At 70.2% G+C, this 23,995-nt stretch carries 25 protein-coding genes and 1 tRNA gene; 8 read left to right on the top strand and 18 right to left on the bottom strand.

Annotation, left to right across the window (positions count from 1 at the left end):
• The first annotated feature begins 22 nt into the window (after positions 1-22).
• The 5 genes from QQS16_RS22565 (at position 23) to QQS16_RS22545 (ending at position 5,185) form a co-directional block, all read left to right on the top strand.
• Positions 23-1,567: a circularly permuted type 2 ATP-grasp protein gene (locus QQS16_RS22565; protein WP_286063647.1), complete on the top strand. Its 1,545-nt coding sequence runs from the start codon at positions 23-25 to the stop codon at positions 1,565-1,567.
• Positions 1,564-2,496 carry an alpha-E domain-containing protein gene (locus QQS16_RS22560; protein WP_286063646.1) on the top strand — a complete coding sequence of 311 codons (933 nt, stop codon included), beginning with the start codon at positions 1,564-1,566 and terminating at the stop codon, positions 2,494-2,496. The genes QQS16_RS22565 and QQS16_RS22560 overlap by 4 nt, the downstream gene beginning before the upstream one ends.
• 1 nt (position 2,497) lies before the next feature.
• Positions 2,498-3,340 (top strand): transglutaminase family protein, encoded by an 843-nt coding sequence (locus QQS16_RS22555; RefSeq protein ID WP_286063645.1) that lies wholly within the window; start codon positions 2,498-2,500, stop codon positions 3,338-3,340.
• Between the two features lie 106 nt (positions 3,341-3,446).
• Positions 3,447-4,016 carry a TetR/AcrR family transcriptional regulator gene (locus QQS16_RS22550; RefSeq protein WP_286063644.1) on the top strand — a complete coding sequence of 190 codons (570 nt, stop codon included), beginning with the start codon at positions 3,447-3,449 and terminating at the stop codon, positions 4,014-4,016.
• Positions 4,013-5,185, top strand: a complete 1,173-nt coding sequence (locus QQS16_RS22545) for a GDSL-type esterase/lipase family protein (RefSeq protein ID WP_286063643.1) — start codon at positions 4,013-4,015, stop codon at positions 5,183-5,185. Before QQS16_RS22550 ends, QQS16_RS22545 begins: the two co-directional genes overlap by 4 nt.
• Before the next feature lie 36 nt (positions 5,186-5,221).
• Here the strand turns inward: QQS16_RS22545 and QQS16_RS22540 are convergent, their stop codons facing one another.
• The 5 genes from QQS16_RS22540 to dnaK form a co-directional block, all read right to left on the bottom strand.
• On the bottom strand, positions 5,222-6,340 hold the full coding sequence (locus tag QQS16_RS22540) for a sugar ABC transporter substrate-binding protein (protein ID WP_286063642.1): 1,119 nt from the start codon (positions 6,338-6,340) through the stop codon (positions 5,222-5,224).
• A gap of 273 nt (positions 6,341-6,613) precedes the next feature.
• A complete protein-coding gene (locus tag QQS16_RS22535; RefSeq protein WP_286066415.1) occupies positions 6,614-7,066 on the bottom strand; it encodes a heat shock protein transcriptional repressor HspR in 453 nt (150 codons plus the stop codon).
• 5 nt (positions 7,067-7,071) lie between these two features.
• On the bottom strand, positions 7,072-8,262 hold the full coding sequence (gene dnaJ / locus QQS16_RS22530; RefSeq protein ID WP_286063641.1) for a molecular chaperone DnaJ: 1,191 nt from the start codon (positions 8,260-8,262) through the stop codon (positions 7,072-7,074).
• Positions 8,263-8,304: 42 nt separating this feature from the next.
• The gene (gene grpE, locus QQS16_RS22525) at positions 8,305-8,979 is read right to left on the bottom strand and encodes a nucleotide exchange factor GrpE (protein ID WP_286063640.1); all 675 of its coding nucleotides are present in this window, start codon (positions 8,977-8,979) and stop codon (positions 8,305-8,307) included.
• Positions 8,976-10,841 carry a molecular chaperone DnaK gene (dnaK, locus tag QQS16_RS22520; RefSeq protein WP_286063639.1) on the bottom strand — a complete coding sequence of 622 codons (1,866 nt, stop codon included), beginning with the start codon at positions 10,839-10,841 and terminating at the stop codon, positions 8,976-8,978. Before dnaK ends, grpE begins: the two co-directional genes overlap by 4 nt.
• Before the next feature lie 555 nt (positions 10,842-11,396).
• Here dnaK and QQS16_RS22515 point away from each other — a divergent pair.
• Both QQS16_RS22515 and QQS16_RS22510 read left to right on the top strand, forming a co-directional pair.
• Positions 11,397-13,688, top strand: coding sequence for a heterodisulfide reductase-related iron-sulfur binding cluster (locus tag QQS16_RS22515; RefSeq protein ID WP_286063638.1), 2,292 nt, complete (start codon positions 11,397-11,399; stop codon positions 13,686-13,688).
• A gap of 309 nt (positions 13,689-13,997) precedes the next feature.
• Complete coding sequence (locus QQS16_RS22510; protein ID WP_286063637.1) at positions 13,998-15,047, top strand: Yip1 family protein; 1,050 nt, start codon at positions 13,998-14,000, stop codon at positions 15,045-15,047.
• 112 nt (positions 15,048-15,159) lie between these two features.
• On the opposite strand, the gene QQS16_RS22505 is transcribed toward QQS16_RS22510, so the two are convergent.
• Together QQS16_RS22505 and dcd are read right to left on the bottom strand one after the other, a co-directional pair.
• The gene (locus QQS16_RS22505) at positions 15,160-15,657 is read right to left on the bottom strand and encodes a phosphoribosyltransferase (protein ID WP_286063636.1); all 498 of its coding nucleotides are present in this window, start codon (positions 15,655-15,657) and stop codon (positions 15,160-15,162) included.
• A gap of 19 nt (positions 15,658-15,676) precedes the next feature.
• On the bottom strand, positions 15,677-16,252 hold the full coding sequence (dcd, locus tag QQS16_RS22500) for a dCTP deaminase (RefSeq protein WP_286063635.1): 576 nt from the start codon (positions 16,250-16,252) through the stop codon (positions 15,677-15,679).
• Between the two features lie 528 nt (positions 16,253-16,780).
• Between dcd and QQS16_RS22495 the strand changes: the two genes are divergently transcribed.
• Positions 16,781-16,854 (top strand) — tRNA-Gly (locus tag QQS16_RS22495).
• Positions 16,855-16,933: 79 nt separating this feature from the next.
• Here the strand turns inward: QQS16_RS22495 and QQS16_RS22490 are convergent.
• The 11 genes from QQS16_RS22490 to QQS16_RS22440 all read right to left on the bottom strand — a co-directional run bounded on the left by QQS16_RS22490 (position 16,934) and on the right by QQS16_RS22440 (position 23,959).
• Positions 16,934-18,100, bottom strand: a complete 1,167-nt coding sequence (locus tag QQS16_RS22490) for a tyrosine-type recombinase/integrase (protein WP_286063634.1) — start codon at positions 18,098-18,100, stop codon at positions 16,934-16,936.
• Positions 18,100-18,312: an excisionase family DNA-binding protein gene (locus QQS16_RS22485; RefSeq protein ID WP_199214848.1), complete on the bottom strand. Its 213-nt coding sequence runs from the start codon at positions 18,310-18,312 to the stop codon at positions 18,100-18,102. The genes QQS16_RS22490 and QQS16_RS22485 overlap by 1 nt, the downstream gene beginning before the upstream one ends.
• Positions 18,309-19,610 (bottom strand): replication initiator, encoded by a 1,302-nt coding sequence (locus QQS16_RS22480; protein WP_286063633.1) that lies wholly within the window; start codon positions 19,608-19,610, stop codon positions 18,309-18,311. The genes QQS16_RS22485 and QQS16_RS22480 overlap by 4 nt, the downstream gene beginning before the upstream one ends.
• A gap of 130 nt (positions 19,611-19,740) precedes the next feature.
• Positions 19,741-19,998 (bottom strand): SpdD protein, encoded by a 258-nt coding sequence (locus QQS16_RS22475; RefSeq protein WP_286063632.1) that lies wholly within the window; start codon positions 19,996-19,998, stop codon positions 19,741-19,743.
• 26 nt (positions 19,999-20,024) lie between these two features.
• A complete protein-coding gene (locus QQS16_RS22470) occupies positions 20,025-20,219 on the bottom strand; it encodes a hypothetical protein (RefSeq protein ID WP_030901895.1) in 195 nt (64 codons plus the stop codon).
• Positions 20,220-20,228: 9 nt separating this feature from the next.
• Positions 20,229-20,420 (bottom strand): mobile element transfer protein, encoded by a 192-nt coding sequence (locus tag QQS16_RS22465; RefSeq protein ID WP_286063631.1) that lies wholly within the window; start codon positions 20,418-20,420, stop codon positions 20,229-20,231.
• The gene (locus tag QQS16_RS22460; RefSeq protein WP_104783024.1) at positions 20,420-20,611 is read right to left on the bottom strand and encodes an RING finger protein; all 192 of its coding nucleotides are present in this window, start codon (positions 20,609-20,611) and stop codon (positions 20,420-20,422) included. Before QQS16_RS22460 ends, QQS16_RS22465 begins: the two co-directional genes overlap by 1 nt.
• 18 nt (positions 20,612-20,629) lie before the next feature.
• Positions 20,630-21,286, bottom strand: coding sequence for a DUF2637 domain-containing protein (locus QQS16_RS22455; protein ID WP_286063630.1), 657 nt, complete (start codon positions 21,284-21,286; stop codon positions 20,630-20,632).
• Between the two features lie 80 nt (positions 21,287-21,366).
• Positions 21,367-22,746 (bottom strand): FtsK/SpoIIIE domain-containing protein, encoded by a 1,380-nt coding sequence (locus tag QQS16_RS22450; RefSeq protein WP_502963829.1) that lies wholly within the window; start codon positions 22,744-22,746, stop codon positions 21,367-21,369.
• Positions 22,746-23,096: an SCO3933 family regulatory protein gene (locus tag QQS16_RS22445; RefSeq protein WP_114254376.1), complete on the bottom strand. Its 351-nt coding sequence runs from the start codon at positions 23,094-23,096 to the stop codon at positions 22,746-22,748. The genes QQS16_RS22450 and QQS16_RS22445 overlap by 1 nt, the downstream gene beginning before the upstream one ends.
• 134 nt (positions 23,097-23,230) lie before the next feature.
• On the bottom strand, positions 23,231-23,959 hold the full coding sequence (locus QQS16_RS22440) for a GntR family transcriptional regulator (RefSeq protein WP_286063629.1): 729 nt from the start codon (positions 23,957-23,959) through the stop codon (positions 23,231-23,233).
• Positions 23,960-23,995 lie beyond the last annotated feature (36 nt).

Raw genomic sequence — 23,995 nt, 5'->3', positions numbered from 1 at the left:
CAACCCCCCTTAACGTCGGGCCATGGCGGACATATTTGACGCGTACGCGTTGGCCGACGCGTGGGACGAGATGTTTGAGCGGCCGGGCGAGGTCAGGACCGCCTACGAGCCGGTACTGGCGGCGCTGCAACCGATCGAACCGAGCGAACTGCGCTTCCGGGCGGACCAGATGGCCCGGGCGTTCACCGACCGGGGGGTGACCTACGCCTTCGCGGGCGAGGAACGGCCGTGGCCGCTGGACCTCGTGCCGAGGATCCTGGACGCCCTCGAATGGGACCTGATCCAGCGCGGGGTGAGCCAGCGGGTCCGCGCTCTGGAGGCCTACCTCGCCGACGCCTACGGTCCCGCCCGCGCCTTCGAGGACGGTGTGGTGCCCTGGCGGTTGCTGCTGCGCTCCCCCCACTTCCACCGCGCGGCCCACGGGGTCGAACCCGCGGGCGGCGTCCGCATCCACGTCGCCGGCATCGACCTCGTCCGGGACGAGGCCGGTGACTTCCGGGTCCTGGAGGACAATGTGCGGGTGCCCAGCGGGGTCTCGTACGTGATCGAGAACCGCCGGGCCATGACCCGGATCTTCCCCTCCCTCTTCGCCGAACAGCACGTCGTCCCCGTGGACGGGTACTGCCAGCGCCTCCTCGCCGCCCTGCGCGCCGCCGCGCCCGACGGCACCCGGGATCCGCGGGTGGTCGTGCTGACCCCCGGACCCAACAACGCCGCCTACTTCGAACACGCGCTGCTGGCCCGGCTGATGGGCGTGCAGCTGGTCGAGGGGCACGACCTGGCCTGCCGGGGCAACCGGGTGTGGATGCGGACCACCCGCGGCGAGGTGCCCGTCCATGTCGTATACCGGCGTCTCGACGACGTCTTCCTCGATCCGCTGCACTTCCGCCCGGACTCGGTGATCGGCTGCCCCGGCATCATGGGCGCCGCCCTGGCCGGAAACGTCACCCTCGCCAACGCCGTCGGCAACGGGATCGCGGACGACAAGCTGCTCTACACGTACGTCCCGGACCTGATCCGCTACTACCTCTCCGAGGAACCGATTCTCCCCAATGTGGAGTCGTTCCGGCCGGACGAGCCCGGCCAGTTGGAGGCGATCCTCGACCAGATCGGCGAGCTCGTCGTCAAGCCGGTCGACGGGGCCGGCGGCCAGGGCATCGTCATCGGGCCGACGGCCGACCGCGAGACCCTCGAACGCACCCGGGCGGCGGTCCGCGCCGACCCCCGCGGCTTCATCGCCCAGCGGCCCGTCGCCCTGTCGACCTCCCCCACGCTGGCCGGGGAACGCATGGCGCCGCGCCACATAGATCTGCGGCCCTTCGCCGTCAACGACGGCAAGGACGTCTGGGTGCTGCCCGGCGGGCTGACCCGGGTCGCCCTCCAGGAGGGCAACCTGATCGTCAACTCCAGCCAGGGCGGCGGTTCCAAGGACACCTGGGTACTGGCCGAGGGACCCGCGACCCGTCCCGCTCCGGTCGGCGCCGGCCCGCTGCCCGACGTGGCCCCCCGCCAGCACGGACCCGACGGCATCCCCGCCGTCGTACAGGAAGGGGCGCAGCAGCAGTGAACGACGTGATCCTGTCCCGGATAGCCGAGTCCCTGACCTGGACCGGCCGGTACGTCGAGCGGGCGGACGCCACCGGCCGCATCCTCGACGCCTATCTGCACCGCATGCTGGAGGACCCCTGGCGCGACGAGGACGTGGCCTGCCGGTCGCTGTACGCGATCCTGGGCGTCGACGCGGGCGAGGAGCGCGTCGACATGCAGCAGGTGCTGGACCAGCTGGCCTTCGACACCCGGTCCACCTGCTCCATCGCGGGCGCGCTGGGCGCCGCCCGGCTGAACGCGCGCAGTGCCCGGGAGGCGATCTCCTCGGAGATGTGGGAGTGCCTCAACTCCACCTGGCACGCCCTCGCCGACCAGCGCCTCGCGGTCCGCCGGACCGGCCCGTACGCGTACCTCGAACTGGTACGGCGCCGGGCGGCCCTGTTCTTCGGGCTCGCCGACTCGACGATGAGCCGGGACGACAGCTGGCGCTTCGTCGTCCTGGGCCGGAGCCTGGAGCGGGTGGACATGACCGTACGGCTGCTGTCCGTGCGGGTGCTGGACGCGGCGCACGCGCCCGACTGGCCGACGCTGCTCAGCGCGTCCGGCGCCGACGAGGCGTACGCACGGGTGTACGGCGGTTTCGGCGACACCCCGCGGGTCGCCGAGTTCCTGCTGCTGGACCGGGACTTCCCGCGCTCCGCGCTGCACGCGCTGACCACCGCCGAGGAGTGCCTGACGGCCCTCGGCCGCCCTCGCCAGGACCCCGCGCGCCGCCCGATCGGCCGCATCCGCACCCGCCTGGAGTATCTCGACTCGCAGGCCATGGAGGACCAGCTGCCCGTGCTCCTGCGGGACCTACAGCAGTCCTGCATGGCGTCCGCCGACGGAGTGGCCGAGCAGTTCTTCCCCTACCGGGGCCCCGTCGAGTGGGCCCAGGAAGGAGCCTGAGATGGCTCGTCGCCTCCGCATCCGGCACGTCACCCGGGTCTCCTACGCCCAGGCCGCGGTCTCCTCGCACAACGAGGTCCGCATGACCCCGCTGACGCTGCCCCACCAGACCACGCTCGATTCCCGGGTCACCGTGGACCCGGCGGCCACCACCTGGTCGTACTGGGACTACTGGGGCACCCAGGTCACCGGCTTCGACCTGATGGACCCGCACGCCGTCCTCACCATCACCGCCTCCAGCCTGGTCGAGACCCATCCCCCGGGCCCGCTGCCGCCGCCCCCGGCCTGGCCGGAGGTGGCCGAGCGCACCGCGCGCTCCCGGCTGCTGGAGTTCGCGGGGAACACGCCCCGTACGACGCTCCCCGCCGAACTGCTGGAGCGGGCGAGGGAGGCGGCGGCCGGCCTGGACCCGCACGAGACCGCCGCCGCCGTCTCGGACCTGGTCGCCGACCGGGTCGCCTATCTGCCCGGCGCCACCGGCGTGACCACCTCCGCCGCGGAGGCGTGGGAACAGGGCGCGGGCGTCTGCCAGGACATCGCCCATGTCACCCTCGCCCTGCTGCGGGGGCTGGGGCTGCCGACGCGGTACGTCTCCGGCTATCTGCACCCCGAGCGGGAGGCGGAGCTGCACCGGCCGGTCGCCGGGCAGAGCCATGCCTGGGTGGAGTACTGGGCGGGCGACTGGTCCGGCTACGACCCCACCAACCGCACCCGCGCCGACGAGTCCCACGTGGTGGTCGGCCGCGGCCGCGACTACGACGACGTCACCCCGCACAAGGGCATCTACCGGGGCGTGGCGGGCGGCCTGCCGGAGGTGACGGTGGAGTTCACCCAGGTGGCCTGAACCGGACCCCGCGCTCACCCCCACGGCCCTTGAACCTCCGGTGTTTTGCCTAAAGCTGTTAGGAAGCTGCACAATCGCTTCCGGCGGCGAGGACAGGAGGACCACCATGGTGCGCGCGGGCCTGAGCGCCGAGCGGCTGACCCGGGCGGGGGCCGAGCTGGCCGACGAGGTCGGGTTCGGGCTGGTGACCGTCTCGGAGCTGGCTCGGCGGTTCGACGTCAAGGTCGCGAGCCTGTACTCGCACGTGCGCAACTCCGAGGACCTGAAGACCCGGATCGCCCTGCTCGCCCTGGAGGAGCTCGCCGACCGGGGCGCCGCCGCGCTCGCCGGGCGGGCCGGCAAGGACGCGCTGACCGCCCTGGCCGACGTCTACCGCGACTACGCCCGCGAACACCCCGGCCGTTACGCGGCGGCCCAGTTCCCGCTCGGCCCCCAGGCGGCGGCCGCGAGCGCCGGTGCCCGACACGCGCGGATGACGCGGGCCGTCCTGCGCGGCTACGACCTGACCGAGCCCGACCAGACCCACGCGGTCCGGCTGCTCGGCAGCGTCTTCCACGGCTACGTCAGCCTGGAACTGGCCGGCGGATTCAGCCACAGCGCCCCCGCGAGCCAGGAGAGCTGGACACGGATCCTGGACGCCCTGGACGCCCTGCTACGGAACTGGCCCCCACCATGACCTGGATCAGCACGCCCCTCACCGCGGACCTCCTGCGCGGCGCCCTCGACGTGGAACACACCGAACACGGCCTGCTCCCCCACCGGCTGCCCGCCCGGGCCCGCGCCCAGTGCGCCGACCCGCAGCTGGCCATGGCCGAGTCCCAGCCCTCCGGCGTACGGCTGGTCTTCCGCACCCGGGCCACCGCCGTCGAGCTGGACACCCGCCCCACCAAGCGGGTCTACGTGGGCGCCCCGCCCCGTCCGGACGGCGTGTACGAACTCCTCGTGGACGGCCGCCCGATGGGGCGCTCCAGCGTGATCGGCGGCGACACCCTCACCATCGACCTGGCCGCGGGGACCAGCGAGCACCGGTCCGGCCCGCCCGGCACCGCCCGCTTCACCGCCCTGCCGGCCACCGACAAGACCGTCGAGATCTGGCTGCCGCACAACGAGACGACCGAGCTCGTCGCGCTGCGTACCGACGCCCCCGTCGAGCCCGCCCCCGACCCGGGCCGCCGGATCTGGCTGCACCACGGCAGCTCCATCAGCCACGGCTCGGACGCCGCCGGCCCCACGTCCACCTGGCCGGCGCTCGCCGCCTTCCGCGGCGGGGTGGAACTGGTCAACCTGGGTCTGGCCGGCAGCGCGCTGCTCGACCCGTTCACCGCGCGCGCCCTGCGGGACACCCCGGCCGACCTGATCAGCGTCAAGCTGGGCATCAACGTGGTCAACGCCGACGTGATGCGGCTGCGGGCCTTCGGCCCGGCGGTCCACGGCTTCCTCGACACCGTCCGCGAAGGGCACCCCGCCACCCCGCTGCTGGTCGTCTCGCCGATCCTGTGCCCCGTCCACGAGGACACGCCCGGCCCCAGCGCCCCGGACCTCGGCTCGCTCGGCTCCGGACGGCTGCGGTTCCGGGCCATGGGCGATCCGGCGGAACGCGCGAGCGGGAAGCTCACCCTCACCGTCATCCGGGACGAGCTGGCCCGGATCGTCGCGCGGCGCGCGGCCGACGACCCGCACCTGTACCACCTGGACGGCCGCGAGCTCTACGGCGAGCGGGACCACACCGAACTGCCGCTGCCCGACGACCTCCACCCGGACGCCGCCGCCCACCGGCGCATCGGCGAACGCTTCGCACGGCTGGCGTTCACCGCTGACGGCCCGTTCGCGGACCGGAGCGCCTGAACGTCGACGGCCGGCCGGCCCGCACGGGCCCGTCGGCTACTTCAGCTTGGCCGCCACACAGGCGCTCTCGTACTTGCCGGTGCAGATGTCGGACACCTTGTAGATGCCGTCCTCGACGACCGTGCTCTTGATGTTGCTCTTCGTCAGGGCGACCACGGGGACCAGCTGCGCCGGGATGTCCTTGGTGGTGGGGCTGTCCACCCGGTCCGAGGCGAGGGCGTCGAACTGGATGTCCTTGCCCTGGACCTTCGCCACGGCCATCTCGGCGGCGGCCTCGGCCTCCTGCGGGTACGACTTGTACACGCTCATGTACTGCTCACCCGAGAGGATCCGCTGCACGGCCTCGAGTTCGGCGTCCTGCCCGGTGATCGGCGGCAGGTCGGTGACCCCCGCGGACCTCAGGGCCTTGATGATCCCGCCGGCCATGCCGTCGTTGGCGGAGAGGACGGCGGCGATGTTGTCCGCGCCGATCGCGCCGATCGCCTTCTCCATGTTGGCCTCGGCGTTCTCCGGCTTCCACTCCACGGTGTCGTAGGACTTGGCGATCGTCACCTTGCCCTCCAGTTCGGAGAGCGCGCCCGCCTTGAACTGCTTGGCGTTCGGGTCGGTGAGCGAGCCGTTCATCATCACGACCTTGTCGGACGTGTCGATGTCCGACCCCAGGGCGTCGACCAGGGAGCGGCCCTGCACCTCGCCGACCAGCTCGTTGTCGAAGGAGATGTACGCGTCGATCGGGCCCTCGGCCAGCCGGTCGTAGGCGATGACCGGGATGCCCGCGTCCTTCGCCTTCCGCACCCCGTCCGCGATGGCGTGCGCGTCGACCGCGTCCAGCAGGATCACGTCGACCTGGTCGTCGATCATCCGCTGCAACTGCGCCGCCTGCGTCTTCGCGCTCGCGTCGGCGTTGGCGTACTCGACCTTGCCCTCGTCCTTCGTGAGCGAGGCGACCTTGGCCTTGATGATCGGGTGGTCGAACTTGTCGTAGCGGGTGTTCGCCTTCTCCGGCAGCAACAGGCCCACCGTGATGTCGTTGCCCTTGGTGGGGCTGGCCTGGCTGGCGTCCCCGGCCGCTCCCAGCGCGCCGCAGGCGGTCAGGAGAAGCGTGAGAGAACCTGCGGCCACTGCTATGCCGCTACGACGGGTACGGGTGTTCACTGCGCTTGCCTTCCGAACGAGGGTGCGATGCGACCCAGGTGAATGCAGCCAACGCGGCCGCCACCGGGCCGTCAAGGAGCGACCGCTTATTGAGATACCAACGTTAAAGTGTGCGTCTTCTGTGAAGACGCGGGGCGCCCCGGGTCCCTTACGGGATCCTGCCTCCCTTGCAACCCGGTCCCTGTCCCGCTGTCCGGCCGCGGACCGGACACGACGGAGGCCCGGAGGTGCGACCTCCGGGCCCCGTGTGAACGCCTGCGCGTCCGCCGGTCGTCAGTCCGACGCCTGCTGCCGCTTCGGCCGCCACACCACCAGCGCGCTGGTCTGCTGGACCTCCTGATACGGCACCAGGTCCCGCCGGTAGGAGGCGTGCACGGCGGCCTCGCGCTGCTGCATCGCGGCCGCCGCGCCGTCCAGGGCCGCCTCCAGATCCGCGACGCGGGACTGGAGGGCGGCGACCTGGTTCTCCAGTTCGATGATCCGCTTGATGCCGGCCAGGTTGATGCCCTCGTCCTGCGACAACTGCTGGACGGTGCGCAGCAGTTCGATGTCGCGGGCCGAGTAGCGGCGGCCCCGGCCCGCGGTGCGGTCGGGAGAGACCAGGCCCAGGCGGTCGTACTGCCTGAGTGTCTGCGGGTGCAGGCCGGAAAGCTGGGCAGCCACCGAGATGACGTAGACCGGGGTCTCCTCGGTCAGTTCATACGGGTTGCGCCGACGACCGTCCATCTGACTCATGCTCCCTTCGCGGCCTGGAACAGCTCCGCCCGCGGGTCCTCGCCCGCGGTCGCCTCGCGATACGCCTCGAGCGCGTCACGAGCCTTCCCCGTCACGTCGCTCGGGACACTCACCTCGACGGTGACGAGCAGATCGCCCCGGGTGCCGTCCTTGCGGACGGCGCCCTTGCCACGGGCGCGCATGGTGCGTCCGTTGGGCGTGCCCGGCGGCAGCTTCAGCGTCACCGGCGGGCCGCCCAGGGTGGGCACCCTGACCTCGCCGCCGAGCGCCGCCTCCGCGAACGTGACCGGGACGGTCACCGTGAGGTTGTCGCCCTTGCGGCCGAAGACCGGGTGGGCGTCGACGTGCACGGTGACGTACAGGTCGCCGGCCTGGCCGCCGCGTTCACCGGGCGCCCCCTTGCCACGCAGGCGGATGCGCTGGTTGTCGGCGACCCCGGCGGGGATCCGGACCTGCATGGTCCGCGACGACTTGGCCCGTCCGCTGCCGTGGCAGACCTCACAGGCGTCCTCGGCGATCAGACCGCGGCCCTTGCAGTCCGGGCACGGGTCGGTGAGCGAGAACCCGCCGCCCGAACCCCGGGCCACCTGGCCGGTGCCGACACAGGTCGGACACACCCGCGGGTTGCCGTTCTTGTCGCCGGTGCCCGAACAGGCCCGGCACGGCTGCTGGCTCGACATCCGCAGCGGGACCGTCGCGCCCTCGATCGCCTCGGTGAAGCTGAGGGTGACCTCGGACTCGATGTCCTGGCCGCGCCGGGGCTGCGTCCGCGTTCCCGCGCCCGCGCCGCCCCGGTTGAACAGTCCCCCGAAGACGTCACCGAGCCCGCCGCCGAAACCACCGGCTCCGGCCGCCCCGCCACCCTGGGGGCCGCCACCGAAGAGGTCACCCAGGTCGAAGTTGAAGGAGCCGCCGGCGCCCGCGCCCTGCCCCGGGCGGAAGCCGCCGTTGCCGAAGAGGGCGCGTGCCTCGTCGTACTCCTTGCGCTTCTTGGGGTCGCCGAGGATGTCGTTCGCCTCGGAGATCTCCTTGAAGCGCTCCTCGGCCTTGACGTTGCCCTTGTTGGCGTCCGGGTGGAACTCGCGGGCGAGCTTGCGGTACGCCTTCTTGATCTCGGCCTCGGTGGCGTCCTTGGGGACGCCGAGGACCTTGTAGTAGTCCTTCTCGATGAAGTCCTTGGTGCTCATCCTCGACGTCCCTCCTTCCCTCGGGGCCCTCTCGGTTCAAGCTCAGCCCTCGTCCGGGCCACCGCTCTCCTTGTCGTCAGCCGCCTCGGCGGAGTCCGAGGACTCCCCCTTGACCGTCTGTGCCCCCGGCTGGGGTTCGGCCACGGCCACCCGCGCGGGGCGTATGGTGCGCTCGCCGATCCGGTACCCGGGCTGCAGAATCGCCACGCACGTCGTCTCGGTGACGTCCGGTGCGTAACTGTGCATCAGGGCCTCGTGGATCGTCGGGTCGAAGGGCTCGCCCTCCTTGCCGAACTGCTGCAAACCCATCTTGGCCACGGTGGTCTCCAGCGACTCCGCGACGGACTTGAAGCCGCCGACGAGTTCGCCGTGTTCCCGCGCGCGGCCGATGTCGTCGAGCACGGGCAGGAGTTCGGTCAGGAGGTTCGCCACGGCGATCTCCTTGACCGTGATCCGGTCCCGCTCGACCCGGCGGCGGTAGTTCTGGAACTCGGCCTGGAGCCGCTGGAGGTCCGCGGTGCGCTCGTCGAGCGCCATGCGCACCTGGTCCAGCTGGGCCGTCAGGCCTGCGATCTGTGCTGATGCGTCCCCGGCCGGGGACGCCCCCTCGCCCGGGGAACCCGGGGCGGGGGAGGCGTCCTTCGGCTCGGCGTCATCGGAGGTGGCGCCGGAGGGGACGTCGGGCTTCTCCTCGAAGCCCGGGGTCTCCTCCGTCACGCGGCACCGTCCTTGCGCTCGTCGTCCACGATCTCGGCGTCCACGACGTCGTCGTCCGCCTTCGCGTCACCGGCGGGGGCACCCTCGGAGGCGCCGCCGGCGGCCTGCGCGGACTGGGTGTCGGCGTACATGGCCTGGCCGAGCTTCTGCGAGACGGCCGCGACCTTCTCGGTGGCGGTGCGGATCTCGGCCGTGTTGTCGCCTCCGGCGGACTCGCCCTTGAGCGCGATCTTCAGCTCCTCGACCGCGGACTCGACCTCGGTCTTGATCTCGCCGGGGACCTTGTCCTCGTTGTCCTTGAGGAACTTCTCCGTCTGGTAGACGAGCTGCTCGCCCTGGTTGCGGGTCTCGGCGGCCTCGCGGCGGCGGTGGTCCTCCTCCGCGTACTGCTCGGCCTCCTGGCGCATCCGGTCGACCTCGTCCTTCGGCAGCGAGGAGCCGCCGGTGACGGTCATCTTCTGCTCCTTGCCCGTGCCCAGGTCCTTCGCGGTCACGTGCATGATGCCGTTGGCGTCGATGTCGAAGGCGACCTCGATCTGCGGGACACCGCGCGGGGCCGGCGGCAGACCGGTCAGCTCGAACATCCCGAGCTTCTTGTTGTACGCCGCGATCTCGCGCTCGCCCTGGTAGACCTGGATCTGCACGGACGGCTGGTTGTCCTCGGCGGTGGTGAAGATCTCGGACCGCTTGGTCGGGATCGTCGTGTTCCGCTCGATGAGCTTGGTCATGATGCCGCCCTTGGTCTCGATACCCAGGGACAGCGGGGTCACGTCGAGGAGCAGGACGTCCTTGACCTCACCCTTGAGCACACCGGCCTGCAGGGCGGCGCCGATGGCGACGACCTCGTCCGGGTTGACGCCCTTGTTGGCCTCGTTGCCGCCGGTCAGTTCCTTGACCAGCTCGGCGACGGCGGGCATCCGGGTGGAGCCACCGACGAGAACGACGTGGTCGATCTCGGACAGCTGGATGCCGGCGTCCTTGATGACGTTGTGGAACGGCGTCTTGCAGCGCTCCAGCAGGTCGGCCGTCAGCTGCTGGAACTGAGCCCGGGTGAGCTTCTCGTCCAGGTGCAGCGGGCCCTCGGCGGACGCGGTGATGTAGGGCAGGTTGATCGAGGTCTCGGTGGACGAGGACAGCTCGATCTTGGCCTTCTCGGCGGCCTCGCGGAGGCGCTGGAGGGCCATCTTGTCCTTGGCCAGGTCCACGCCGTGACCGGACTTGAACTGCTGCACCAGGTAGTCGACGACGCGCTGGTCCCAGTCGTCACCACCGAGGTGGTTGTCACCGTTGGTGGCCTTCACCTCGACGACGCCGTCGCCGATCTCCAGCAGGGACACGTCGAAGGTGCCGCCGCCGAGGTCGAAGACGAGGATCGTCTGGTCGTCCTTGTCGAGGCCGTAGGCGAGCGCCGCCGCGGTCGGCTCGTTGACGATACGAAGGACGTTCAGACCGGCGATCTCACCGGCCTCCTTCGTCGCCTGACGCTCGGAGTCGTTGAAGTACGCCGGGACGGTGATGACCGCGTCCGTGACCTTCTCGCCCAGGTACGACTCGGCGTCCCGCTTCAGCTTCTGCAGGATGAACGCCGAGATCTGCTGCGGGTTGAAGGGCTTCCCGTCGAGCTCGATCTTCCAGTCGGTGCCCATGTGACGCTTCACGGAACGAATCGTCCGGTCCACGTTGGTGACGGCCTGACGCTTGGCCACCTCACCGACGAGCACCTCACCGTTCTTGGCGAAGGCGACGACGGAAGGCGTGGTCCTGGCGCCCTCGGCGTTGGTGATGACGGTGGGCTCGCCGCCCTCCAGAACGCTGACGACGGAGTTAGTCGTGCCCAGGTCGATGCCGACCGCACGTGCCATTGTGATTCCTCCAGCTGACTTGAGTGGAACGGACTCAAGTGTGCACGACGACCACCGCTCGGTCAACGGACCTGAGCCATGGAGGCTCAACTCTTATCCGTTCCTTACACGCAACTGGACGCTGACCTGCGCTTTTCCGGAAGAGCGGCCAATGTGAGACCCAACACGAAGGAGTGCCGGAACACCGATCAGGGCCCCCACGCCACCCAGAACGTCCGACACCCGGCGATCCATCCCGCACACACGAGGACCGCGACGGGTACCCCGGAGCGCGAACCCAGACCTAGCCGAATGTCATGGTTTGATACGAAGGGCGGGGCCGGACCGGCGCGAAGGGCGGGGCCGGACCGGCGCACAGCGCGGCGACGCCGCGGCCGGATCACTGAGGTCAGCCTCAGTAGCACAGATCACCGCACGCCTGGCTACAGTGCGGCACGGGATGCGGGTAGTCTCAGAGAACCGCGTAAGTTACCGCTTAGTAATCTCGAGGAGCCCTTCGCGGGACGTCGCGGACGACCTCGACAAAAACCCCTCGCAGGCCCGAGGAGCCCCGAAATGCAACTCGCCGCGATCATCGTGTCGCTGGTACTGACCGTGGTCGGCGTCGCGCTGCTCGCACGCGCCATCGGCCAGTTCGTCCGGCACTTCAAGCTCGGCCAGCCCGTACCCGCCGGCGCCCGCACCGACAACCCCTACCAGCGCAGCGTGACGCTGGTGAAGGAGTTCCTCGGGCACACCCGGATGAACCGGTGGGGCATCGTCGGCATCGCCCACTGGTTCGTGGCGATCGGCTTCCTGACCCTGCCGCCGACCATCATCACCGCCTACGGCCAGCTCTTCCAGGCCGACTGGACGCTCCCGGTGATCGGCGGCTTCCTGCCGTACGAGCTGTACATCGAGTTCATCGCCGCGATGACCACCCTCGGCATCGCCACGCTGATGGTCATCCGCCTGCTGAACCTGCCCTCGCGGCCCGGCCGCAAGTCCCGGTTCACCGGCTCGAAGATGGGCCAGGCGTACTTCGTCGAGTACATCATCCTCACCATCGGCCTGGCCATCTACGTGCTGCGCGGCCTCGAGGGCGCCATCCACCACGTGGAGCACTACGAGGCCGCGTACTTCGCCTCGTACCCGCTGGTCCTGGCCTTCAAGGGGCTGAGCGTCGGCACGCTGCAGAACCTGATCTACCTGACGGCCATGATCAAGCTGGGCACGACCATGATTTGGATGATCACGGTCTCGCTCAACACCAACATGGGTGTGGCCTGGCACCGCTTCCTGGCGTTCCCGAACATCTGGTTCAAGCGCAACGCCACCGGTGAGACCGCCCTCGGCGCGCTCCCGCCGATGACGAGCGGCGGCAAGCCGATCGACTTCACCGACCCGGGCGACGACGACGTCTTCGGCGTCTCCCAGGTCGAGCACTTCTCCTGGAAGGGCCTGCTGGACTTCTCCACCTGCACCGAGTGCGGGCGTTGCCAGTCGCAGTGCCCCGCCTGGAACACCGGCAAGCCGCTCTCCCCCAAGTTGCTGATCATGTCGCTGCGGGACCACGCCCACGCCAAGGCGCCGTACCTGCTCGCGGGCGGCGGCAAGACGATGGAGGGCGAGGAGAAGGCGTCGGCCGAGCAGCTCGCCGGCGTTCCCGCCTCGGCGCTCGCCGAGGCCGGGCGCCCGCTGATCGGCACCGCCGAGGAGAACGGCGTCATCGACCCGGACGTCCTGTGGTCCTGCACCACCTGCGGCGCCTGTGTCGAGCAGTGCCCGGTCGACATCGAGCACGTCGACCACATCGTCGACATGCGCCGCTACCAGGTCATGATCGAGTCGTCGTTCCCCTCCGAGGCCGGGACGATGCTCAAGAACCTGGAGAAGAAGGGCAACCCCTGGGGCCTGGCCAAGAAGCAGCGCCTGGAGTGGACGAAGGAAGTCGACTTCGAGGTGCCGGTCGTCGGCAAGGACATCGAGGACCTGTCCGAGGTCGAGTACCTGTACTGGGTCGGCTGCGCGGGCGCCCTGGAAGACCGCGCCAAGAAGACGACGAAGGCCTTCGCGGAGCTCCTCCACATGGCGGGCGTCAAGTTCGCGATCATGGGCGGCGACGAGAAGTGCACCGGCGACTCCGCCCGCCGCCTCGGCAACGAGCCCCTGTTCCAGGAGCTCGGCATGGAGAACGTCTCCGCGCTGAACATGGCGTTCGGTGAAGAGATGGACGACGAGGGCAACGTCACCGCGGAGTCGAAGAAGCCGAAGTCGGCGAAGAAGATCGTCGCGACCTGCCCGCACTGCCTCAACACCCTGGGCAACGAGTACCCGCAGCTCGGCGGCGACTACGAGGTCATCCACCACACCCAGCTGCTCCAGCACCTGATCGACGAGGGCAAGCTGGTCCCGGTGACCCCGGTCGAGGGCCTCATCACCTACCACGACCCCTGCTACCTGGGCCGGCACAACAAGATCTACACGCCTCCGCGCGAGATCATGACCGCCGTCCCGGGCCTGCGCCAGCAGGAGATGCACCGCCACAAGGAGCGCGGCTTCTGCTGCGGCGCCGGTGGCGCGCGGATGTGGATGGAGGAGCGGATCGGCAAGCGCATCAACAACGAGCGCGTCGACGAGGCCCTGTCCCTCAACCCGGACATCGTCTCCACCGCCTGCCCGTTCTGCCTCGTCATGCTCACCGACTCCGTGAACGGCAAGAAGAACGACGGCAAGGCCAAGGAATCCGTCCAGGTCGTCGACGTCGCCCAGCTCCTCCTGGAATCGGTCAGGACACCGGTGGACGACGAGCCCCCGGCGGGCACGTCCGAGTCGGAGAACGAGCCGGAGCCACAGCCGGTGAAGTAGCCGGTGAAGCAGGCCGTACGGCCGGTCCGGCGCCCCCATGCCCCGCGCGGGTGTGGGGGCGCCGTCGTCGTGCGGTCGGACAGGGGCGTCGTGCGGCCGGATGGGGCCGTCGTGCGGTCACGTGCGGCGTCGTGCGGTCACGTGGGGCCGTCGTACGGTCGGCAGAAGCCGCGCTCCAGACCCGTCGAACGAGGCCTTACACGGCCTTTCCCGCATCCCTACCCGCACCCCTCCCCGTCCCCCTACCCGCACCCCTTACGGCACTCCCCCGAGCAACCACTGAGCCCACACCGTCACTTCCCTTAGGGGATGTCACAGCTCGGCAGCAAAGCCGGGCCCGATCCGTCGGGCCCGGCCCGTCCTTCCCACGGACCAGGTACGTTCGAGAGCGTGGCTGGATTCAGGATCGGACGCAGCGGCCGGGACAACCGGGCCCCACAAGCACGACCGCAACAACCCCCGTACGGGCAGCAGGCGCCTCAGGGACCGTCGTACGGCTACCCGCCGGCGCCGCAGCCCCACCCGCACCAGCAGCCGTACGGCAGCGGTGGCGGCAGCGGTGCCCCGTGGCCGCAGACGAACGGCGGCCCGGGCGGACAGGGCGGCCCCGGAGGCCACGGCGCGCGCGGTGCCTACGGCGGGCACGGCGAGCCGGAGTACTTCGGTGGTGACGGCGGCGATCCGTACGCCCCGCAGGGCGGCCCGGACCCGTACGCGGCCAACAACCCGGGTCACACCCAGGCCTTCTCGGTCGGCGAGGACCCCTACAACCAGGGCGGCACCTACCGCGCGGGCTCGGCCCCGGCCGGTCCGATCGGGCCCCGTCTGCACTGGAAGGACCTGCTGAGGGGCATCTTCCTGTCCCCCAACCAGACGTTCCTCCAGATGCGCGACTACACGATGTGGGGCCCCGCCCTCGTCGTGAGCTTCCTCTACGGCCTGCTCGCGGTCTTCGGCTTCGACGGCGCCCGTGAGGACGCGATCAACGCCACCCTCTCGAACGCCGTGCCCATCGTCCTGGTCACCGCCGTGGCGATGGTGCTGTCGGCCTTCGTCCTGGGCGTGGTCACGCACACCCTGGCCCGCCAGCTCGGCGGCGACGGCGCGTGGCAGCCGACGGTCGGCCTCTCCATGCTGGTCATGTGCCTCACGGACGCCCCACGGCTGATCGTCGCGATGTTCTTCGGCGGCGACGCGTCCTTCGTCCAGATCCTGGGCTGGGCCACCTGGGTGGCGGCCGGCGCCCTGCTGACCTTGATGGTCAGCCGCTCCCACGACCTGCCGTGGCCGAAGGCGCTGGGCGCGGCGGCGATCCAGCTGATCGCCCTGCTGTCGATCGTGAAGCTGGGCACGTTCTGACGGACCGCGCTCCGGCCCCGGCCTGACCCTGACGGGCCGCACCGGCAAGGGAAAGGCCCCCGGCTGTGCCGGGGGCCTTCGACTGTCCGCCCTTGCCGCCTGGGCGCCGCGCCTACGCGTCGAGAACCTGCCCGTCCCGCCGGACGACGGGCTGCTCGACCGACCACGGGAAGTTGATCCACTCGTCGGTCCGCTTCCACACGTACTCGCACTTCACGAGCGACTGCGACTTCTCGTAGATCACGGCGCTGCGGACCTCGGCGACGGTGTCGAGGCAGAAGTCGCGCACCAGCTTGAGCGTCTTGCCGGTGTCGGCGACGTCGTCCGCGATCAGGACCCTCTTGTCGGTGAAGTCGATCCGGTTGGGAACCGGCGCGAGCATGACGGGCATCTCCAGGGTGGTCCCGACCCCGGTGTAGAACTCGACGTTCACGAGGTGGAGGTTCTTCACGTCGAGGGCGTAGGCGAGCCCGCCGGCGACGAACACCCCGCCCCGCGCGATGCTGAGCACGATGTCGGGCTCGTAGCCGTCGTCGGCGATGGTCTGCGCCAACTCCCGGACGGCGACGCCGAACGCCTCGTAGGTCAGGTTCTCCCGCTGGTCACTCATACCTCTGCCGCCCCGCCCGTCACACCTGGGTCCGATGGAAGTTGAGGAAGGACCGGGAGGCGGTCGGCCCCCGCTGTCCCTGGTACCGCGACCCGTACCGCTCACTCCCGTACGGGAACTCCGCGGGCGAGCTGAGCCGGAACAGGCACAGCTGCCCGATCTTCATCCCGGGCCACAGCTTGATGGGGAGCGTGGCGACGTTCGACAGTTCGAGGGTGACGTGCCCGGAGAACCCGGGGTCGATGAACCCGGCGGTGGAGTGGGTGACCAGTCCGAGCCGCCCGAGGGAACTCTTCCCCTCGAGCCGGGAGGCGAGGTCGTCGGGGAGTGTGACGACCTCGTAGGTGGAGGCGAGGACGAACTCACCGGGGTGCAGGATGAACGGTTCGTCCCCCTCCGGTTCCACCAGCCGCGTCAGGTCGGCCTGCTCGACGGACGGGTCGATGTGGGGGTACCGGTGGTTCTCGAACACCCGGAAGAAGCGGTCCAGCCGCACGTCGACACTGGACGGCTGCACCATGGATTCGTCGTAGGGATCGATCCGGACCCGCCCGGCGTCGATCTCGGCCCGGATGTCCTTGTCTGAGAGAAGCACGTCCCGAGGATACGCAAAGCGCGCGGACCGGCCACCATCGGACGGTCCGCGCGCCCGCGCTCCTCCCCGCGGCATCCCGCGGGTCTGCTGCTAACGCTTCCCCAGGGCCACCGGCACGGGCACCACACTGCGGAGCCGGGCACACCGTGGACACCGGACGAGCCGGCCGGGGCCGAGCCGCTCGGCCTGCTGCATCGGGAACGAAGCGGTGCTGAACACGTGCCCATCGGCACATCGGACGACGGTGCGCTCCATCAAGTCCAAGAGTCCCTTCCCCAAGAGGCGCGTCGGGCTGCTGCTCGCCCGACGACAAATGCCACATTACGGGATCAACGGAACGACTCTCCAGGCGGCACTCCGGCAACACCCGGACCCTCTCCCGCCCCTCCACCGTACGCCCCAACTCCCGCGCCCCGCAGCCCCGTCCCACCCCTGAACGCACACCGGCCCCACGGCTTCATTCACCGGGGGCCGGACATGAGGTAAAGTAACGACGCGTTCCGACTCCGGTCCCGACCGGCGTCTTACGCGGGTGTAGTTTAATGGTAGAACATCAGCTTCCCAAGCTGAGAGCGCGAGTTCGATTCTCGTCACCCGCTCCATGTGAAACCCCCAGGTCAGAGACCCGGGGGTTCTTTGTTGTCTAGACCGGTGAGCCGGTCGCGCACCACAACCGCACCATTAGCCCTCGACAGCCCCCTCGCTGTGGTGCGCGGGGTCGTCCGTGTGGCACTTCGCACGCTCGGCGCGCACCAGGTCGTCGAGCCCGGCAGCCACCTCCCGCTGCCGCTCCTCGTCTGAGTGCTGATAGATCAGCGCGGCCTTCTCGGAGGACTGCCCGGCACGGACCATCGTGTCCTTGAGGGTGGCGCCGGAGCGGGTCGACAGGGTGTGCCCGGTATGGCGGAGGTCGTAGAAGCGGAAGCCGTCCGGGAGGCCGGCGACCGCGCGAGCACGGCGCCACTTCCGACCGAAGGAGGTACGCCGGAACGGGGCGCCCTTCTCGCCGACGAAGACCAGCCCATCGGGCCCCTGCTCGGCGTACCAAGCGAGGTGCCGCTTCACCTCCTTGTGCAGGAAGGCCGGGAGGACCACCGTGCGAACGCCCGCATCGGACTTGGTCTCGCCGGGAGCGCGTCTGCCGTTCGTCCGCTCGGGCTCGGCCACGCGGACACGGATGACGAGGTTGTCCAGGTCGACGTCTCGGCGGCGAAGGCCGGCCAGCTCCTCCGGTCGCATCGGGCCGTAAGCGCCCAGGTAGACCATGAGGCGCCAGCGGATGCCGATGGCGTCGGCGAGAGCATCGACCTGGGCGACGGTGGCGATACGCCGTTCGGCGGCCGACTCCTTGCCCGCGCCCTTGATCCGGCACGGATTGCGGCTGATCAGGTCGTCGTCCACGGCCGTCTCCAGGATGGCCTTGAGGAGGCGGTACGCCTTGGCTACGGCCGTCTTGGCCCCGGTGGTGCGGAGTCGCTCCGCTCGCCACTCGCGGACGCGGGGAGCCGTGATCTCGTCCAGGTCGAGCGTGCCGAAGGTCGGGAGGATGTACAGGCGCAGGAGGTGCTTGTAGAGGTCGTCGGTACGGACGGACAGCTCCCGCTCTTCGACCCACTTCTCGGCATACACGCGGAAGTTGACGGCTCCGGCGTCCGGGGCGCGCCAGTCCCCGCGGCTGAGGTCGGCCTCTACCTGGGACAGCCAGATCTCGGCGTCCTTCTTGGTGTCGAAGGTCTCGTCCGCCCGAATGCGCTCGCCGTTGGGCCCGAGGTACGACGCGGTCCAGCGGCCGGACCTGTACTGCCGCACCGCACCGAAGCGGCGCCGTCTCCCCTTCTTGTTCGCCATCAGGCGGCCCTCCGAAGTGTGGCGCGGCGGGGCTTGACCGGCTCGACGGTCCTGGACCGAACGAACTCCTCGATGGCGCTCTCCGGGATGCGCACATGTCGGCCGACCTTCACGTACCGGATGCGCCGCTCCTCGATCAGCCGCCGGGGGAAGCGGGGAGTCGTGCCGAGCAACTCGGCGACCTGGTCGACGGACAGGTAGCGGTCGTTCATGTAGTGGGCTCTCCTTCCGTTCCGGGGGCGGGTTCGAGGGATGCGGCCAGCCATTGCTCACCGGTGCTGAGGCCGGTTCCGGCGAAGACCCAGTGGGCGAGGACGAGCGTGGTTTCGCCGTCCTGGGGAGCGGCCGTGTCGGCTTGCGCGCGGCGCCATGCGGCGCGGGCGTCGCGGAGGGCGCCGAGGGTGGTGGAGTAGCGGCGGGACTTGGTGGAGAAGTGGCCGCGGAAGCCGAGCATGTGGGCCCAGGCGCGCAGGCGGAGGTGTTCGAGGTCCTTGCGTGCGCCGAGGGTCCAAGCCGTGCGGATCATGCGGCGGGCGTGGTCGGTGATCCGGGCCTGTGCCAGTTCGGCGAGGAAGCGGATCGGCCGGTCCAGGGTGCCGGTCGCTGTCTCGGCGCCTTTGGTCGCGTACTTGGCGATGTACGCGGCGACGGCCCGGTCGGTCAGTTCCTGGCCGCCGTCGAAGTCGGCGGAGCGGATGGTGCGCACATCGAGTTGGCTGCCGAAGGTGACGGTGTGGGTGCGGCCGTCGACTTGCGGTCCGTTGACGCGGGTGGCGGTGGCTGCGGCTTGGATGGCGTCGGTCAGCAGTTCGGCGGACGCCCACGCCGGAGGAGCCGTGTCGCCGCCCTCCGGGCCGTCGAGGCGGATGACTGCGTGGAAGTGGACGGCGCCCCGCTTCTGGTACTCGGCGACCTTGGCGAAGGAGACGCGTGCGTGATGCCGAAACGCGCGCTGGGTGAGGCCGGCGCGCTTGGCGATCTCACGGCGCAGGTAGATCGAGAAGCGCCGCCAGAGGGCCCCGGCGTGGGCGTTCCAGAGGACAGCCGCTTCGTAGTCGTACCTGTCCGGGTCGAGGGGCGTACCGAGGGCCGGGTCTGTGTCGTCGTGCCGGGCGCCGCAGCGGCAGGGTCGCCCGCTGGAGGGGCGGTTGTGGACGGGGCCGAAGCTCGGTGCGGTGAGGGTGGCGAAGACGCGTGGGTGTGTGCCGACCTGTTCGGCGGTGCCCTTGCCGCCGCGGAGTCCGGCGGTGATCAGGTGGAAGGTGTCTCGGCGGTAGACCTCCGCGCAGGCCGCGCAGCGGGTGGCACGGCGGTTGTTGCAGCGGACGAGGAGACTTCCGGCGGGCAGGGAGGACGAGTCGAGGTGGTTCAGGACGCGCCCGATCTCGCCGGTTGTCGAGTCGACGGCGTACTCGGTGCGGTGGCCGTCGAGGCGCACGGGGTTGGTGCAGCCGCCCAGGCCGGAGAGTTGGCGGGCCAGCTCGGGCATGGTGCCGAGGGAGGCCAGCATGGAGAGTTCCGCCAGCGGGGGCGGAGTCTGCCGGGTGATGATGGGTCTTCCTTTCGACTGTTTCGGCGGTTGGGAGGAGCGGCCCCGGGGCGGCGGGATGCTTGGCGGCGTTTGCCGCCCCGGCGGCCGGTCAGCGCCTGTTGGCGCCGGTGACGAGGGAGCGCAGGACCACGGCGGCGATAGCCACGGACACGGCCGAGACGGCGACCGCCGCCAGGAGCGCGGTGAGGACGACGCCGACGACGACCACGGCGGCCACCGCACCGGCGCCGACCCTCACGAACGGGGCGACCGAGCGGCCGGCGATGGGAGCCGGGGCGCGGTCCTGCGGGATGTGGGTGGTGATGCTCGGGACGTGCGGGGTGTCGGGCAGCTTGGGGCGGAACATCGCGGGACTCCTTGTCAGTCGGGGTGTCATTCGCGGGTGCCGTTGACGACGTCGACCCCGGAGCGGGTGCCGGACTCGATGGCCGGGGCGAGGATGGTGTGCGAGAGCCAGAAGCCGAACAGCGCGATCACGACGGCGACCCAGAGGCGGATGCCGAGAAACTTGATCGCGGCCCAGGCGATGACGCCCAGGACGAAGACGAGCGGCAGCGAGACGGTCACGGGAGCTCCTCAGCGGACGCGGCAGCGGTGGGTGCGCGCGGCCAGCTCGGCGGCGGGGCGGCTGTCGTAGTCGGTGGAGAAGCCGCAGCGCGGAGCCGTGCAGGCGGCGGTGTGCTTCTCGCGGCCCCGGCTGTCGTAGTACGTGGCGACCTGGACGGGGCCGATGCGGACGACGCGGCGGAAACGGCGGTTGGCGGACATCAGGGCATCTCCTTGTCGGTTTCGCCGGTGAAGTCGGTGACGTGGTCGGCCAGCCAGCGCAAGATCTCGTCGCCCTCGTAGCTGTCGGCGGCGAGGATCACCGGCTCGGCGATCAGCACGGCTTCGGTGAGGCGGTTCTGTCGGGTCAGCTCGGCGGCGCGCTTCAGCGCGCGGAGCGTGGACGGGCGCAAGGGGGAAAGTCCTCCGGGTCAGGTGAGTTGGGTGGTGATGGCTTCGGCGAGCGGCATGGGCACACCGAGCCGGGCGCGAAGGGTCGAGGTGTCGATGTCGGTTCCGGTCCGGGCGCGGTGTTCGTCGGCGACCTTCCGGGCGAGAGTGACGAGCGCGGGCGGTACCGAGGACGGAGGCAATGAAGCCGACTCCGGCGCGGCGGTCGGCAGTTCGGGCGCTGCCGTGGGCGGCTCGACATCTGCGGCGGTCGGTTCCGGCGCCCGTGCTGTCGAAGGCGGTTCCGGTGCCGTCGCCCGCTCCGCGCTGGGATTCACTGCTCCGTGAGCGAGCAGCGTGCCGCCGAGGAAGGCGACCGCGGGCCAGCCGGCGACGAGGATGCGGAGCCAAGCCGGTACGTTCTCCAAGTCGAGCAGTCCGGCGGTGGCGACGTTGGCGCCGAGGGATGCCGTCAGCGCTACGAGGAACCAGCACCACCCGGCCGTTTTCGCCTCACCGGAGCGCAGGCGCCGCCAGGCCGCCACCAACAGCAGGTCGACGGAGACCGGATAGGCCCACGCCTTCCAGCCGTCCTGTCCGGCGGCCGAGGCCAGGTCGTGCAGGTGAGCGAAGGACAGCGCGGCGGCGATCACCGCTTGAACGAGCACGGCGTCCACGCGGACGGGCAGGGCGCGCACGGCCACTCCTTCTAGTTCCGGGCATGGGTGGGGTAGGGACTTGGCGCGGGACGGCCGCGCCGACCGTGGAAGCGGGTTGGCTACTCGGTGATCGGTTGAGGAGTGGCCAGAGGGCTGGACTCCTTCACCGGCACGGGAGGGAGGTAGGGCCGGAAGGGCGCGAGCGCCGGAACGTCCGGGGCGAGGTGCGCCGTTTCACGGCACGTGGCCGCAGCGTCGGCGAGGGACAGGTGAGGGGTGCGGATGCGGGACCAGCCGCCGGACGTGTCGCCGACAACGGCGAGGCCGGGCAACTCGGCAGCGATGGCGCAGGAGGCCAGGACAGCCTCAGGGGCGATGTCACCGAGCGCCATCTTCGCGGACGCTTCGTCATTCACCCGATGGCAGACCCGGCCAGTGAGCTGAGCCCGGAGCATGGTCGCTCCCTTGCCCAGCTCGGCCCCGAAGCGCTGCCCGCACACCTCCAGATAGATGCCGGCCGCACGGCCAAGCTGGGCGAGCCGGATGAGCTGGGTGACCATCTCGTCCCGCCGCTCTTCCTCCTTCCTGGTGGCGACGAGGAAGAGCTCTGCCACTTCGTCTACGAACAGCACGATGGGAGCCGGACGTTCGCCCTCCGGCAGGCCCCAGACGTCCGAGGTGATCAGCTCATCCGGGGTGCCGGGCGCGATGCCCTGCCGCGCTTTGATCAGGTCGTATCGGTCCTCCATTTCCTTGACGAGCACGGGCAGCAGCTCGGACGCCTGCTCCGGGTCGGTCGCCAGCGCAGAGAGCCGGGGAGCGAACGGCGCCAGCTCCACCCCGCGCTTGCAGTCGATCCCGACCAGGACCACCGGCTGAGCGGCCAACCCGGCAAGCAGGTTCCGCAGGAACATGGACTTGCCGGACAGCGTGGCGCCGAGCACGAGTTCGTGAGGCACGGCCCTGTAGTCCCGCACGAAGGCGGTTGCGTCCTCCCGCAGAGCCACCGGCACGCGGAGCGGACCGGCTTCGGTCCGGCGAGGCATCCGCACCTTGCGCAGGACGTCGAAGCCGACGAGCCGCAGTTCCACGACGCCGGGCTTGACGTCCCGCACGTACACGGCGTGAACGCCCCAGGCATGCCGGAGCCTTTCGGCCGAGGCCGCCACGTCCGCCGGTTCCTGGCCCGGAGCCAGCCGCAGCCGGAGCCGCAGGCCGGTCGAGGTGGGCCGGATCATGCCCCGGCGGGGAGGCACGGGCCGGACCTCACGGCGGGTCGTGGCCTTGACGGCCAGGGCCCGCCACCGGGGCGGCTCGACCGTCAGACCGCACGCGTCCATGGTGGACGTGTACGAGGCCAGCAACCGGACCACCGAGACCGGCAGCCCGACCGTGGACCAGTACGCCGCCGGATGGGCATGCCGGGCATAGGCCGCGCCGCCTATCGCAGCGAGCGACCCGCCCAGCTCGGCCCATGCCACCAGGTCGGTCACGACCATCAGCCCGCCTGCTCCATCGGGAAGGCGCCAGGAGCAACGGCGGTCGCCCGGTAGGCGATGCCGTGCCGCTGCTGCCCGTTGAAGACGCTTTCCCACGGCCGGGCGATGAGCCCCGGCAGGGAGACCGGCGCGCCGACGGTCAGGCCGTCCGTCACACCGCTCTCGGGGACGGTGACCTGGATCAGCGACGACTCACCTTCGTCGATGTAGACGACGCCGACGGTCATCAGCGCCTCACCGCTCACGGCGTCCTTGGCGATCTCACCGGTCTGCCGGTCACGCACCTTCGGCGCCGGCGCTTCGGTGAGCAGGATCGTGGCGGTCGAGGCGTCAATGCGGATCACACGCACAGATTTCTCCTTCTGAGTCGATCAACCTGCCATCCTGACAAGTTGACTTAGCAAGTTCGAAGCTAGAGATGCCAAGTTGACTTGTCAAGCGTGAATCGGGTGAGAGCCGGCGGCGAACTGGCCCTCTTTCAGACTCAGTTCAGGCGATAGGTATCTTCCAGTTCTTGACGGTCGGCAGGAAGCAGCACGTCGGAGACTTGCAGCGCCTGCCCGGAAGCGTCACACGCGACGACCAGGACGCTGAGGACCGGAACACCCTCAGGGAGATCCAGAAGCTCCGCTTCGGCGCGCTCGGGCAGACGGGCCGAAACCCGTTCCGTCACATGGTCGAAGCGGACCTTCTTGCGCGTCTCCAGGTGTGCGCGGGTGCCACCTGCCAGCGCATCGGCGCTCTCCAGCTCCGTGCCTTCGACCAGGCCGACGGGGAAGTAGGACGACACCAGCTCCACCGGTTCCCCTTCCTCCTCAACGAGGAAGCGGCGCATGAGAATCTTGGCCCGCTTGGGCAGCCCAAGGGCAGAGGCGACACGCACCGGAACGGGGACGTAACCGACTTCGACCAACCGCCCCGCCGTTTGCGACTCGTCGCGCGTGAGCGCCTCACTCCCCCGGCGGTCCTTCTGCTCGACGACAGCCGGGCGACCGCGCACGATCGTGCCGAACCCCTGCCGCGACTCCACCCAGCCGTCACGCTTCAGCAGCTCCAGCGCCCGGACAACGGTCGGCCGGGACATCCCGAAGGCCTGCACCAATTGGTTCTCACTGGGCACCCGCGTGCCGGGCGGATACGTGCCATCCTCGATGCGACGCTGGATCGTCTGCGCGAGGCGCACGTACTTCGGTGGCTCCACTTCATACGCCATGAACGCCGCCCGTCGAGATTGGCCAAGTCAACTGGT

The organism is Streptomyces sp. ALI-76-A, from assembly GCF_030287445.1.
Taxonomy (GTDB): domain Bacteria; phylum Actinomycetota; class Actinomycetes; order Streptomycetales; family Streptomycetaceae; genus Streptomyces.
Note: the sequence above shows the minus strand (reverse complement) of the source record. Positions and strands in the feature narration are given on the sequence as shown.

Bases quoted from the DNA above. Each gene is read 5' to 3' on its own strand.
- QQS16_RS22565 (WP_286063647.1), top strand. From the start codon at position 23: ATGGCGGACATATTTGACGCGTACGCGTTGGCCGACGCGTGGGACGAG.
- QQS16_RS22555 (WP_286063645.1), top strand. From the start codon at position 2,498: ATGGCTCGTCGCCTCCGCATCCGGCACGTCACCCGGGTCTCCTACGCC.
- QQS16_RS22550 (WP_286063644.1), top strand. From the start codon at position 3,447: ATGGTGCGCGCGGGCCTGAGCGCCGAGCGGCTGACCCGGGCGGGGGCC.
- QQS16_RS22545 (WP_286063643.1), top strand. From the start codon at position 4,013: ATGACCTGGATCAGCACGCCCCTCACCGCGGACCTCCTGCGCGGCGCC.
- QQS16_RS22535 (WP_286066415.1), bottom strand. From the start codon at position 7,066: ATGGACGGTCGTCGGCGCAACCCGTATGAACTGACCGAGGAGACCCCG.
- dnaJ (WP_286063641.1), bottom strand. From the start codon at position 8,262: ATGAGCACCAAGGACTTCATCGAGAAGGACTACTACAAGGTCCTCGGC.
- dnaK (WP_286063639.1), bottom strand. From the start codon at position 10,841: ATGGCACGTGCGGTCGGCATCGACCTGGGCACGACTAACTCCGTCGTC.
- QQS16_RS22515 (WP_286063638.1), top strand. From the start codon at position 11,397: ATGCAACTCGCCGCGATCATCGTGTCGCTGGTACTGACCGTGGTCGGC.
- QQS16_RS22510 (WP_286063637.1), top strand. From the start codon at position 13,998: ATGTCACAGCTCGGCAGCAAAGCCGGGCCCGATCCGTCGGGCCCGGCC.
- QQS16_RS22505 (WP_286063636.1), bottom strand. From the start codon at position 15,657: ATGAGTGACCAGCGGGAGAACCTGACCTACGAGGCGTTCGGCGTCGCC.
- QQS16_RS22490 (WP_286063634.1), bottom strand. From the start codon at position 18,100: ATGGCGAACAAGAAGGGGAGACGGCGCCGCTTCGGTGCGGTGCGGCAG.
- QQS16_RS22485 (WP_199214848.1), bottom strand. From the start codon at position 18,312: ATGAACGACCGCTACCTGTCCGTCGACCAGGTCGCCGAGTTGCTCGGC.
- QQS16_RS22480 (WP_286063633.1), bottom strand. From the start codon at position 19,610: ATGCTGGCCTCCCTCGGCACCATGCCCGAGCTGGCCCGCCAACTCTCC.
- QQS16_RS22475 (WP_286063632.1), bottom strand. From the start codon at position 19,998: ATGTTCCGCCCCAAGCTGCCCGACACCCCGCACGTCCCGAGCATCACC.
- QQS16_RS22465 (WP_286063631.1), bottom strand. From the start codon at position 20,420: ATGTCCGCCAACCGCCGTTTCCGCCGCGTCGTCCGCATCGGCCCCGTC.
- QQS16_RS22450 (WP_502963829.1), bottom strand. From the start codon at position 22,746: ATGGTCGTGACCGACCTGGTGGCATGGGCCGAGCTGGGCGGGTCGCTC.
- QQS16_RS22440 (WP_286063629.1), bottom strand. From the start codon at position 23,959: ATGGCGTATGAAGTGGAGCCACCGAAGTACGTGCGCCTCGCGCAGACG.